Consider the following 13192-nt stretch of genomic DNA (forward strand, 5'->3'; position numbering starts at 1 on the left):
CCTTCGTAAGCTTGTCTACATTCTCAGGTCCACATGGGAAGGAGATCGAAAAGTTGTAGCTGTCATAAGGAATTTGAGACATGTTTCCACGAGCTCCAACTCCGTAAACACCACCTTCTTCCTCACGCAGTTGTTCTACCAGTTTAATGGTAAGAACTTCTCCAAGTGCAGAAAATGCAAGATCATCTTCTTTGTCATATTCAGTTTCACCATTCCAGATGATGCTTACCTGGCTTTTAGGGTCTGATCCTTTATAGACAGTTTTAGTACGCTGCTCATCGGTTTTTTCTCTAAATACCGGCGCTTTGTATTCTTCATCGGAATTGGAAGCAGGAAGACTTGCAATGTAAGTGCTGGCGTATTCCTTTAATTTAGCTTCATCTACATTTCCAACAAAGAAAAATGTAAAGTCTGAAGCATCCGCAAAACGTTCCTGGTATTTCTGGTAAGCAAGATCGTAATCCATTTCGTCATACTTTTCTGGAGTAGGGAAACCTACATATCTCGTATTACCTTCATTTCTGAATTTACTCAACTCATTTTGAAAATAGAAGTTTGGATTAGACATCAGGTTGCCAAGAAAATTTTTCTGCTTGGTTACAAAGGACTGGTACGCCTCTTCATCTTTATTAAGATCTGTAAAATACAAATGGATCATCTGCATCAGGGTCTCAAAATCTTTTGGAGTGGAAGAACCATTCAATCCTTCAGAGTAAGTAGATATCTGCGGATTAACATTCACGAGCTTACCGCTCATCATTTTATTCATGTCATTCTTATCTAAACCTCCTACGCCAGCTTCGTTAAGACCAGCATTGGCATAAACTGTAGACATATATTCATCGTCTGAGTATAAAGAGTTTCCTCCTTCACTATATGCTGAAAACAGGATCTCATCATTTTTGAAATCAGTTTTCTTCAGCAGAACTTTAGCACCGTTGCTAAGGATCATGGTTGTAATCCCTAATTCTTCATTCGTAGTTGATTCTTTTACAGAACCTTTTTCAGGCATTTCAGTAATTAGATTTTCACGAACTTCTTCATCTGCATACTTCTCGATCTCTGAGTTTTTAACGTCATCAAGAACGGCAAGTACCTGTTCTTCAGAAATCTTTTTAACCGATTCTTTTTCAGGTCCGGTGAAAACGATGACTCTATTTTCATCATGCAGGAAGTTGTTGATCAATCCATTGATATTCTCCAGTTTAACAGCATCAAGGTTGTTCTTAGCAAATTCGTAGGTCCATTCTGTTCCAGGTATTGGTGAATCTTCCAGGAAATGACTTACATACTGTCCAATAATTCTATTGCTTTCCTGCTTGTCACGGTCCTTATAAGCTTTTTCGAGTCTGGCAAGGTATTCTTTCTTAGCTCTTTCAAATTCAGCTTCGCTAAAACCATATCTTTTTACTCGCTCATTTTCTGTCACCAATGCTTTTAGAGCTTCCATTTGTGAATTTTCCCCAGCCATTGCAAAAGATTGATATGCGTTTTTCTTTGGAGAATAAGTTCCGCCGTAATAAGAGAAACCATAAGTAAATGGAGGAGTAGAGGAGTTGGCAAGTTCCTGCAGCCTGTTATTGATCATCGAAGAAAACATGTTTTTCTCCAGTTGTTTCTTGTAATCTGCAATAGTCACTACATCTTGGGCTTCATCCATATCCTTATAATAGATACTAACCTGGCTAAAGTTAGCTTCAGGGTCTGATGCGATAGCTACAAAAGTTGAATCATGGTTAGGTACACCATATTCTTTACGTTCTACCGGATTTTCCCTGGCTTCAAGATTTGAGAAATGAGATTTGATCTTTTGTTCTATAGTTTCCACATCAAGATCACCAACGGCAATAACCGCCATAAGTCCTGGACGGTACCAGTCATTATAGTAGTTACGAATAGTTTCGTAATCTGCATTCTCGATCACATCTTTCTTTCCTATTGGAAGTCTTTCAGCATATCTCGAATTGTACATAACCTTCGGAAGGTATTCCTGCATCATTCTCTTATCTGGCCCAAGTCCAAGTCTGTATTCTTCAAGTACAACTCCACGTTCGCCGTCGATAGCTTCTTCAGTAAGAAGTGCATTATGCGCCCAGTCTTCAAGAATTGTGAATCCTTTTTCAAGTTTTTCAGCATCATCACTGGGAATTGGCAGAATATACACGGTCTCATCAAAGCTGGTGTAGGCATTAAGATCTGCTCCAAATTTTACTCCAATACTTTGCAGGTAATCTACCAGTTCATTTTTTTCAAAATTCTTGGTACCGTTAAAGTTCATGTGTTCGATAAAATGAGCAAGACCTTGTTGATCATCGTTTTCCAGAATAGAACCTGCTTTTATCGCCAGGCGTAATTCTAATTTGTCTTCCGGCTTCCCATTGTTGCGAATGTAATAGGTTAGACCATTGTCAAGCTTCCCGATCTTCACGTTTGGATCCATTGGGATCTCATCGGTATCGCTGGTTTGAGCGAAACCAATACCAGTAAATACCAGGAACAGCATCCAAAGGTTGCCTGTTAGGTTTTTTTTCATAATTAATTGAAATAGGTGTTAATTAATTGCGCACAAGATAATATTTCAAATCAATTAATACATATTAATGATACGGTAATGTCTAAAAATAACATTGAGCTCCATAAAAAAACCGGGCTTTCAAGGCCCGGTTTAAATTAAGGTGTGTACAACTACTTTCCTTTTTTAGATTTGATCATTTGTTCCAGCATGTCCCACATTTCTTCAGGAACATCTTCCAGTAAATTAAACTGTCCGGCACCTTTTAACCATTCTCCACCATCTATGGTGATCACTTCACCATTTACATATGCAGAGAAATCTGAAACAAGGTATGCGGCGAGATTTGCCAGTTCCTGGTGATCTCCAACTCTTTTAAGAGGTACCTTTTTAGCCAGATCGAACTTTTCTTTTAAATCTCCTGGCAGCAATCTGTCCCACGCGCCTTTAGTAGGAAATGGTCCAGGGGCGATGGCATTAGATCTAATCCCGTATTTCGCCCATTCTACTGCCAGAGACCTGGTCATGGCAAGTACTCCGGCTTTTGCAGTTGCACTTGGAACTACGTAAGCAGATCCCGTCCAGGCATAGGTAGTAACGATATTAAGAATATTCTTATTTTCCTGCTTTTCGTCGATCCAATGTTTTCCAAAAGCAAGTGTACAGTTCTTGCTACCTTTTAATACAATATCAATAATGGTATCAAAGGCATTCGCGCTCAGGCGTTCTGTTGGAGATATAAAGTTTCCAGCTGCGTTGTTTAGTAGAATATCTACAGATCCAAATTCGGCTACCGCTTTATCGCGCATAGCTTCCACCTGATCATAATGTCTTACATCACACTGCAAGGGAAGACATCTTCCACCGGTTTGTTCTTCCAGTTCTTTAGCTACTTTTTCCAGCTTTTCCATATTTCTGGAAGTGATCGCAACGTTTGCTCCCAGTTCAAGAAAATAAGTAGTCATCGATTTTCCAAGACCACTACCACCACCGGTCACAACAATAGTTTTTCCGGCTAAAGCATCATCACGGAGCATTTTTTTCTTTAAATCCATATTTTGGTTGGTTATATGATTATTCGTCGATTAATATTTCTAGTAATTGTATCGCAGCATCACTGATCTTGGTTCCTGGGCCAAATACAGCCACCGCACCAGAATCGAAAAGGAACTGGTAATCCTGAGAAGGAATCACGCCTCCAACAATCACCATGATATCATCACGTCCTAACTTCTGAAGTTCTTCAATTACCTGCGGAACCAGGGTTTTATGTCCGGCAGCTAATGAAGATACCCCAAGAATGTGAACGTCATTTTCCACGGCCTGTTGTGCTGCTTCGGCAGGAGTCTGGAACAAAGGTCCAATATCCACATCAAAACCAAGATCGGCATATCCGGTAGCAACAACCTTCGCTCCACGATCGTGACCATCCTGTCCCATTTTAGCAACCATGATCCTTGGTCGGCGACCGTCCAATTCAGCGAACTTATTGGCCATTTCGCGAGCCTTTTTAAATGAGCTGTTGTCTTTCATTTCTTTTGAATAAACTCCGCTGAATGACTGAATCTTAGCTTTATATCTACCGTAAACGCTTTCGAGAGCATCACTAATTTCACCCAATGTAGCACGATCACGCGCTGCTTCAACGGCAAGTTCCAGTAAGTTAGCATTTTCTTCTTTAGCAGCCCTGGTCAACTTTTCAAGGCTGTTTTTTACTTTATCTGAATCTCTCTCCGATCTTATTTTTTCTAACCTGGCGACCTGTTGTTTTCGTACGGTTTGATTGTCTACTTCCAGGGTAACCATATCCTCTTCCTTATCAAGACGATATTTGTTTACACCTATGATCACATCTGTTTCACTGTCTATACGGGCCTGTTTTCTTGCTGCAGCCTCTTCGATCCTCATTTTTGGAATCCCGGCTTCTATAGCTTTGGTCATGCCTCCAAGTTCTTCAACTTCTTCAATGAGCTTCCAGGCCTTGGCAGCGATCTCTTCGGTAAGCTTTTCAACATAATAACTTCCGGCCCACGGGTCTACAGTTTTCGTGATATTGGTTTCCTGCTGAAGATAAAGTTGTGTATTTCGTGCTATTCTGGCGGAAAAGTCGGTTGGGAGTGCAATCGCTTCATCGAGAGCATTGGTATGTAAACTCTGGGTTCCACCAAAGGCTGCTGCCGCTGCTTCGATACAGGTTCTCGCAACGTTGTTAAATGGATCCTGCTCGGTCAAACTCCATCCACTTGTTTGTGAATGCGTTCTTAGGCTTAGGGATTTGGGATTCGTAGGATTAAATTGTTTTACAATCTTTGCCCATAACATTCTTCCTGCGCGCATTTTGGCAATCTCCATAAAATGGTTCATCCCAATGGCCCAGAAAAATGAAAGTCTTGGCGCAAAACTGTCAATTTTCATTCCTGCGTCAAGACCTTTACGAATATATTCCAGTCCATCAGCCAGCGTATAGGCAAGCTCGATATCGCAGGTAGCACCGGCTTCCTGCATATGATAACCGGAAATACTAATGCTATTGAATTTTGGCATATTTTGAGATGAATACTCAAAAATGTCTGAAATGATCTTCATGGAAGGAGTAGGAGGATAGATATAGGTATTTCTTACCATAAACTCCTTAAGTATATCATTCTGGATCGTACCTGATAATAATTCTGGTTTTACGCCCTGTTCTTCCGCAGCAACTATATAAAATGCCATAATAGGAAGGACTGCTCCATTCATGGTCATGGAAACCGACATTTTATCCAGCGGAATCTGGTCGAAAAGGATCTTCATGTCCTCGACCGAATCTATCGCAACCCCGGCTTTACCTACATCTCCAACTACACGCTCGTGATCACTGTCATAACCTCGATGTGTTGGCAAGTCGAATGCTACTGATAGTCCTTTTTGTCCTGCAGCAAGATTTCTTCTATAAAAAGCGTTACTTTCTTCGGCGGTGGAAAAGCCTGCATATTGTCTTATCGTCCATGGTCTGCTCACGTACATTGTACTGTAGGGACCGCGTAAATATGGAGGGATTCCCGCGGCAAATTCAAGATGTTCTGCTTCTGAAAGGTCTTCTATTGAGTAAGATGCTTTGATCTCGATCTCTTCGGGCGTCTCAAAGGTCTCTGCACTTATTTTCTTTGCTGAAGATAGATCTTTATCGTTCAAGCTTATATTTTGAAGGTCTTTACGCGACATCGTTACTAGTTTTGAATGGTTTCTGCAGAAGTTTCCTTTTTCAGTCGTTTTTGCTCCATCGCTTCACTTAATCTTCTTTCCAGGATTGGCTGCAAAAGGGTTTTTCTTGGATTCTGTTTTAGGAAAGGAAACAACTCAAGATCATCTTTCATTCTGTCTTCAGGATTTTCATATTTGTTGGTTCCAATAAGGATCATTTCTCCCGAATCAAATCTATGCTGTTCTTCTTTTGCGCTTTCCTTGATCTTTTTCTGAATAATTCCTTCTCTAAGTTCCTTTAGCAAACCACCGCCTTTTTCAATATCCTTAAATATCTGTAAAGCTTTTTCAGCGATCTGGCGGGTGATGGTTTCTATATAATAAGTGCCTTCAGCAACATTTCCTACTTTTCCAAAATAGCTTTCGTGTCTCATCACCAGCAATTGATTGCGAGCAATGCGGTCACCAAACTCGTTATTCTTATGGTAGATGGCATCGTAGGGCATATTGCAAATGCTGTCTGCACCTCCAAGGATCGCACTCATACTTTCAGTGGTGGTTCGAAGCAGGTTGACATTGAAGTCGTATAAGGTTTTAGTGCGTTTAGTTGGTTCGGCAACGATATGACAGTCTTTATGAAATCCAAATTCTGGTGCGATAGTGGCAAATAGCCAGCGTAATGCTCTTATTTTCGAAATTTCAAAGAAATAATCTGATCCTACCGAAACGTAAAATTGAATTTTAAGACTCGCTTTCTTTTCTAAATAAAGGTTTTCGAAATGATGTAGATATTCTGAAACTTGAGCAAGTGAATATGCCAGTTGCTGCGGAATATTTGCCCCGGCATTTTGATATAATCCCAGGTCTATGCTCAAAACTGAACCAAATCCGGAACTTTTCTGAATAATTTTTTCTAATTCTGAATGATCAGATTTCAGGTTTTCAAACCAGTTTCCAGATCGGGCAAGGTTGCCTATAATATCATTACGCAGGTAAACATTTCTGTTAGACTTGCTAATTTCCTTATCCAGCTTCAGTATAAAATCTGAATTCAGGAACTCGCATTGCAGGTAAACCGAAACTTCCTCAGGTAAGGACTTCAGAATTTCTACGAAATCGATTTCTTCAGAAGCTAAAATGAACCATAAGGATTCAGTTCCCTTCTGTAGTTTGTCCTGGGCTTTATTTACTGCGGAAGCTTCAGAAGTGATATAGATCTTTTCACAGATATTCCAGTGAGCCGGATTAGGGATCGAAAGACTTTCTGAAATATCTTCCGAAGAATAGAAGGGTTTTATATCAATGCCGTGGAGAGTTTTGGTAACCAGTTTCTCATTATAATCGGCACCTTTAAGATCTGCCTGGATCTTTTGTTTCCATTGCTTCGCAGAAACATTTTCGAATTCCTGAAATAACAATTGCTTCATGATTTTAAATTTTTGGCGGGCGAGATCAATCTATAGTATCGTACTCGATAATATAAATATCTTCATTGGGTCTTTTCATATAGTACTTCTGGCGGGCAAAACGTTCGAGTTGTACCGAATCCTGAAGATCTTCAATGATAGCCTTGTCTTTCGCGATCTCTTCCTGATAATAGCTCTTATTACTCTGCAGTTCTTCTATTTCCACATCCAGTTCGTGATGTATGAACCAGGAATTGGTATCCAGAAAGAACATCCAGCCTATGAAAATAATGCTTATCAGTACATATTTGTTACTGATAAACTGGAACCATCGTTTTTTACGCAGGTCTTTTAATTTCATAGGTTTTAAAGATACAAAATTAGCTTAAGCGATCTTTGATAATAGTCTGAACGATGTCAACAGCCACCGTATTGTAGCGATTGGTAGGAATGATGATATCGGCAAATTCTTTGGTAGGTTCTATAAACTGCTGATGCATTGGTTTTAAAGTCGTTTGGTATCTCCAGAGCACTTCTTCCAGATCACGGCCGCGATCTGCAATGTCACGTTTTAAACGACGAATTAATCGCTCATCACTATCTGCATGAACATAGATCTTAATGTCAAAAAGGTCACGAATTTCAGGATGGGTGAGGATAAGGATTCCTTCAACGATCACTACTTTTCGAGGGTGTATCTCTACAAACTCTCCGGTTCTGTTATGTTCTTTAAAAGAATAGACTGGTTGCTGAATGTTATGACCGGCGCGTAACTGTCTTAAATGCTCTGCCAGAAGATCGAAATCAATAGATTTGGGATGATCAAAATTTATCTTTTTACGCTCTTCAAAAGTTAGATGAGTCGTATCCTGGTAGTAAGAGTCCTGGGAGATCACATCTACCTCTTCATGTTTTAATTCATCGATGATTTGATTTACAACCGTAGTCTTACCACTCCCGGTACCACCGGCGATCCCAATAATTAGCATGTTTCTAGAATTTTTGCAAAGGTAATATTACTTTTTAAAAATCTTCGGAAAGTGCAGCCTGGCTTTCGAAATAAAAAAAACCGACTTGAAAAAAAGTCGGTTTTGAAATTGTTGAGGGTTTCTTATTCAGCGCTTTCCTTGACAGCAGCAACTTCTTCAACTGTCACCATCTCGTTAATATTATTGCTCCAGGAGTTCATGACGTAGTTCATTGCATCTGCAACTTCCTGGTCGCTTAAGCCCATTGGAGTCATCACGTTATCATATTTCTCACCGTTCACTTCAATAGGACCTTTCATTCCATATTTAACACCGCGAATGCTTTCTTCACGCTTTTCTGTAAGCCAGTTTGAGCCATCGAGTGGAGGATAGGTGCCGGCAATTCCTTTTCCGTTTGGTAAGTGACAGGTCACACAAAGATCTGAATAAATTTCTTTTCCTCTCTTGATACTTGCAGTTAGCGGAGTTTGTTCGCTGGACTTTTCCGAAGAAGGAATTACATAAGATTCATCTTCGGTTTCATTTTCTTTTTTATCAGATTTACAAGCCACCATCGCGGCCAATCCAAATACGAAAAGTAGTTTTTTCATGTGATTATTTGTTGGTTAATTTTGCAATTCCTTTACCTTCAATGGCTACATAAATATCTCCGTCTGGTCCCTGTCTTACATCACGCATTCGTCCTGCACCATCAATAAGTTTGGTTCTTTTAGTGATATTTTTACCATCCAGTTCAAGGAGTTCAAGATATTGAAATTTTAGAGATCCCACTAAAAGGTTCCCTTTCAATTCTGGAAATTTTTCTGAAGTTACATAAGCGAATCCGCTAGGAGCAATCGAAGGTAACCAGTAGAAAATAGGATCCTTCATTCCCGGCTTGCTACGCTGGTCGGTAATTGGTGTCCCGCTATAATTTTCACCATAGGTCACTACAGGCCATCCATAATTAGCGCCTTTCTCTACTACATTGATCTCGTCTCCACCTTTTGGTCCATGCTCATGTACCCAGATCTCTCCGGTTTCAGGATTGAGAATCATTCCCTGCGGATTTCTATGGCCGTAAGAATAGATCGCTTCAACGGCATTTTCTTCCCCTACGAAAGGATTGTTTGAAGGAATAGAACCATCGTCATTCAATCTGTAAACTTTCCCGTTATCACGAGAGATATCCTGTGGATTTACATCGCGCTCACCTCTTTCACCAGCACTAAAGAACAGGTAACCATCTTTATCAAAAGCTATCCTGGAGCCAAAATGCTGACCTTTGGTTGTATTTGGAGAAGCTTTATACAGGACCTCTTGAGAAGTTAATTTACTGCCTTCAAGTTTTGCCCGCATAATGGCGGTGTTCCCACCATCTGCACTTCCTTCCGGGGAAGCATAGGAGAAATAGATCCAGCCATTAGATTCATATTCTGGGTGAAGCACCACATCAAGCAAACCTCCCTGACCGCGATCATAAACTTCAGGACCACCAGTAATCTGGATCTTTTCACCATTTTTAAAATGTATGATATCACCGTTTTTTTCGGTGATCAGCATGCTTTTATCTGGCATAAATGTAAAGCCCCATGGAATATCCAGCCCTTCAACTACCATCTCAAAACCATACGCATTTGAAACTCCAGCTTCCATAGGTTCTGGAACTTGTAGATCTTCTTCGGAAGTAGCTTCAGGAACCGCAACAGGATCTTTAGTATTTTCTGAAAGATCGTTTCCAGAATTTGAATCACCACAAGCATAAACTGAAAGTAAAATACCAATGGATGCAATATACTTTTTCATATTTCTTCTCTTTTTTAAAGCAATGTTTGAACTAAGATATAAAAAAATGAAACTTTCCATGGTAGGATATGATTTATTCTTATATTTGCCGCCCAATTAATGCTAAACTAAGCATTTTTCGGGGTGTAGCGTAGCCCGGTTATCGCGCCTGCTTTGGGAGCAGGAGGCCGCAGGTTCGAATCCTGCCACCCCGACCAAGACCATTACCAAATGGTATTAAAACCTTGTTAATCTTATGATTATCAAGGTTTTGTTGTTTTTGGGCACTCATAGAATTTGATATTAAATCATATAAAATGAGTCCGATTCGGTGACCTCTTAAATTTCGGACTGATTATCCGAACTATTGATTTGACTTTCGTTTTCACGCATTCTGTTTAACCTTGAAAACGAGTATTATGAGAAATTCGGTGACCTTTGGGATCGTCTTTATCCCAAAATCCAGTAAAGCTAGAAATGGCCAGGCTCCCCTTTATGCAAGAATTACCCTCAATGGTGAGCGAGTAGAATTAAGTTTACAACGTAGAATTACCTTAAATCTCTGGGATGAACGCAAAAGTCGTCTTAGAGGTTCTAGCGCGGAAAGCATCCAGGTGAATAATTCCCTGGATCGAGTCTACAACAAAATTTATGAATCCTTCCGACAGCTTCAACATGAGAATAAGCTTTTAAATGTGGGAATGATCAAATCCCGCTATTTGGGAGCAGACGATTCGTTTAAAAAGCTATCGGAACTTCTGAATTACCATACAGCGCATATGAAAGACGTGCTGAAGTATGGGACTATGAAGAACTATTATACTACAGAGCGGTATCTTTATAAATTTCTCATAAAGCAGTTTAATGCGGAAGATATCTTCCTGAAACAGATCAATTACCAGTTTATAACAGACTTTGAACACTTCCTTAGAAACTATAAGCCAGTAAGAGATAGAAAAGCTCCAACCAACAATGGAGTCATGAAACATCTGGAACGATTAAAGAAATTACTCAACCTGGCTCAGAAACTCGAATGGGTAGATAAAGATCCCTTTTCTAAATTCCAATTAAAGTTCAAGAAAGCCGAAAGAGCGTTTTTAAGCGAAGAAGAATTGAATAAGCTGGAAGATTACCAGTTTGACAGGATCACGCACCAGCAAACACGAGATGTATTTGTATTCTCCTGTTATACCGGTTTGTCCTGGATTGATGTAAAAAACCTAAGGCCAGAAAATATTGTTATTGGAATCGATGGCCGGAAATGGATATTTACCGCAAGGGAAAAAACAGAGCAACCGGTAAAAATTCCAATTCTGCCAAAGGCAATGGAGATCCTTGAAAAATATAAAGATCAATGCGAATGCTCTGGTTATATGCTCCCGGTATATTCTAACCAGAAAACAAATCAATATCTAAAGGAAATAGCCACGATGCTTGGAATAAAGAAAAAACTAACTTTTCATGTGGCCAGGCATACCTTTGCTACAACGGTTACGTTGTCTAAAGGAATACCTATGGAAACAGTCTCAAAATTATTGGGGCATTCTAAACTTTCTACAACACAGATTTATGCGAGGGTATTGGAAACTAAATTGAGTTCAGATTTACAAAAGTTAATGTAGTTTTTATTTATAGATACCTGCAAAATTACCTTCTGGGACTAGAAATCTCAATGGAAGTTTAATTTCCGCAAGTTCATCGTAACGATAGTTTCTGAAATTGGTTATTCCTAAATAAGGACGATTAATTGGAGGACTTTGTATTGATATGTGAAATCCGAAAGGTTGAAAACTAATTTCTCCATGAGTTCTAAAGTAACCATCCATATTTGTAAAAGATAAAGCATTTCTTAATTTTATAGAGCTAGTGAAATACATAAAGACCTTTATATTTTCAGGAAAATTTTGGCTGTATTTGTTTAACAAAAAACTTTTAACTCCTAGTTGTTTTGAAACATACCCGCTACTATCAAGACCTACAAACATAGTCAAGATTTGTTTAATGATATTAAGAGGCCGAAAGGTGTATTCAGCTGTGATAAAATGATTTGCGTATACACGACTTGTCAATACCTTAGCACCTAACTTTGCAAATTCAATATAATCTTTAGCATACCATGCACCAGTATCATTATTACACTGCTTACAGAAATAAAAACCACCAGCCCCTTGATGACTTCTTTTTCGTTTTTGGTAGAAATAACTGTTTTTGTTAAAAAGATTTTCGTAGTCTTGAAAATAAACCGGGGTTGAATTAAAGGCACCTTTAGGAGGAATATGCTCAAAAGTTAATTTCTCCTTTTTACCACAAAGTCGACAATAACCGATTTTATCTTTTCTCTTGATAATATTTAAATTTTTTCTGTTGTAGAAAATTCATCTTCGATTTCCTTCTCCACTAATTTGAATTTATCTTTCACCTCTTCTCCAGAGTAGAAGGATAATAAATCCTGTTTTGTGAGGGTACCATCTGAAAGAAATTTTCTCATATATTCTTGGTTAAATTCCATGAGAAGAATAGACTTTTCTAATTGCTTAAGAATAGCCTTATTATTTTCAATATTATTTTGAACAAGATTTCTAATACTAGTTATTTCATTGAGATCTTTAATAATACGATTCACCAAAATTGCTAATAGATCTTTATCTAATTCAAATTCCCTGGCATTTAAGGCAATATCTCTTGCTAACATATAGGCAATGGCTAAGTTGGAGTAATCACCTTTCTGGGAATCTATTACTGCTATAAAACCAATTCCAGGTATATATCCGACATTTTCAAATTTTTTTAATACTGAATTATCTATCAATGAAATATCAAAAACTATGAGACTAACTTTGGCTTCTCGATTGGCTTGGGATTCTATCAACTGACTCCAGGCTGTATCAGATTTCCTAGTGAAGATATTCTTGGATTCTATATCTCCAATTTTCACACTTTTATCGAATTTACACTCAATTACGATTTTCAGCTTTGAATTTCCCTCCACTTCGCAAACTATATCTCCGGTCTTATTTTTAGGTATAGAACCAGTAGAATTACCTGTTAAAAATGCCTGGTCTTTTAACCTTTTTTCTTTAAAATACTTATTTAAAAAATCTGCTACTTCCTCCTCGGCTAGATTTCCTTTTATAGCTGATTTATAAAACAGCTCCTTTTTCATTTCAAAGATCATTTTCAAACTCTCTAATTCAGTTCCTAGTTCATTACTGGTTTTAGAAAGAAAAGCCGAAATACGATCTTCCATTAATGCTAACACTCCAATATAGATGGCACGTATAAATTTACCCTCTCTATCATTTGCTGGGAGGTTATCAAAATAATTAAATACAATATCG

10 protein-coding genes, 1 tRNA gene and 1 pseudogene are annotated in these 13192 nt (G+C 38.7%); 2 read left to right on the forward strand and 10 right to left on the reverse strand.

What is annotated here, in order from left to right:
- The 8 genes and pseudogenes from ACNKXS_RS14270 to ACNKXS_RS14305 form a co-directional block, all read right to left on the reverse strand.
- Positions 1–2533 (reverse strand): M16 family metallopeptidase (locus tag ACNKXS_RS14270; RefSeq protein WP_417921450.1); only part of this gene is annotated, 2533 nt, incomplete at its 3' end.
- Positions 2534–2685: 152 nt separating this feature from the next.
- Positions 2686–3567 (reverse strand): SDR family oxidoreductase, encoded by an 882-nt coding sequence (locus ACNKXS_RS14275; protein WP_141878239.1) that lies wholly within the window; start codon positions 3565–3567, stop codon positions 2686–2688.
- Between the two features lie 19 nt (positions 3568–3586).
- Positions 3587–5716 (reverse strand): methylmalonyl-CoA mutase, encoded by a 2130-nt coding sequence (scpA, locus tag ACNKXS_RS14280; protein WP_417921451.1) that lies wholly within the window; start codon positions 5714–5716, stop codon positions 3587–3589.
- A 5-nt stretch (positions 5717–5721) separates the two neighbouring features.
- Complete coding sequence (locus ACNKXS_RS14285) at positions 5722–7122, reverse strand: methylmalonyl-CoA mutase subunit beta (protein WP_417921452.1); 1401 nt, start codon at positions 7120–7122, stop codon at positions 5722–5724.
- A gap of 25 nt (positions 7123–7147) precedes the next feature.
- Complete coding sequence (locus ACNKXS_RS14290; protein ID WP_417921453.1) at positions 7148–7462, reverse strand: FtsB family cell division protein; 315 nt, start codon at positions 7460–7462, stop codon at positions 7148–7150.
- A 19-nt stretch (positions 7463–7481) separates the two neighbouring features.
- A pseudogene (gene udk, locus ACNKXS_RS14295) lies at positions 7482–8102 on the reverse strand (uridine kinase); the annotation flags it as partial.
- Between the two features lie 110 nt (positions 8103–8212).
- A complete protein-coding gene (locus ACNKXS_RS14300) occupies positions 8213–8680 on the reverse strand; it encodes a c-type cytochrome (protein ID WP_417921454.1) in 468 nt (155 codons plus the stop codon).
- 4 nt (positions 8681–8684) lie between these two features.
- A complete protein-coding gene (locus ACNKXS_RS14305) occupies positions 8685–9725 on the reverse strand; it encodes a PQQ-dependent sugar dehydrogenase (protein WP_417921518.1) in 1041 nt (346 codons plus the stop codon).
- A 269-nt stretch (positions 9726–9994) separates the two neighbouring features.
- On the opposite strand from ACNKXS_RS14305, the gene ACNKXS_RS14310 reads away from it, so the two are divergent.
- Positions 9995–10072: transfer RNA gene (locus ACNKXS_RS14310), tRNA-Pro, on the forward strand.
- A 201-nt stretch (positions 10073–10273) separates the two neighbouring features.
- Positions 10274–11476: a site-specific integrase gene (locus ACNKXS_RS14315; RefSeq protein ID WP_417921455.1), complete on the forward strand. Its 1203-nt coding sequence runs from the start codon at positions 10274–10276 to the stop codon at positions 11474–11476.
- Between the two features lie 3 nt (positions 11477–11479).
- On the opposite strand, the gene ACNKXS_RS14320 is transcribed toward ACNKXS_RS14315, so the two are convergent.
- Positions 11480–11839 (reverse strand): hypothetical protein, encoded by a 360-nt coding sequence (locus ACNKXS_RS14320; protein WP_417921456.1) that lies wholly within the window; start codon positions 11837–11839, stop codon positions 11480–11482.
- 365 nt (positions 11840–12204) lie between these two features.
- Positions 12205–13192, reverse strand: a 988-nt coding sequence (locus ACNKXS_RS14325; RefSeq protein WP_417921457.1) for a putative PDDEXK endonuclease, incomplete at its 5' end; no start/stop codon positions are given.

It is taken from the genome of Christiangramia marina (assembly GCF_048285865.1).
In the GTDB taxonomy this organism is placed as follows: domain Bacteria; phylum Bacteroidota; class Bacteroidia; order Flavobacteriales; family Flavobacteriaceae; genus Christiangramia; species Christiangramia marina.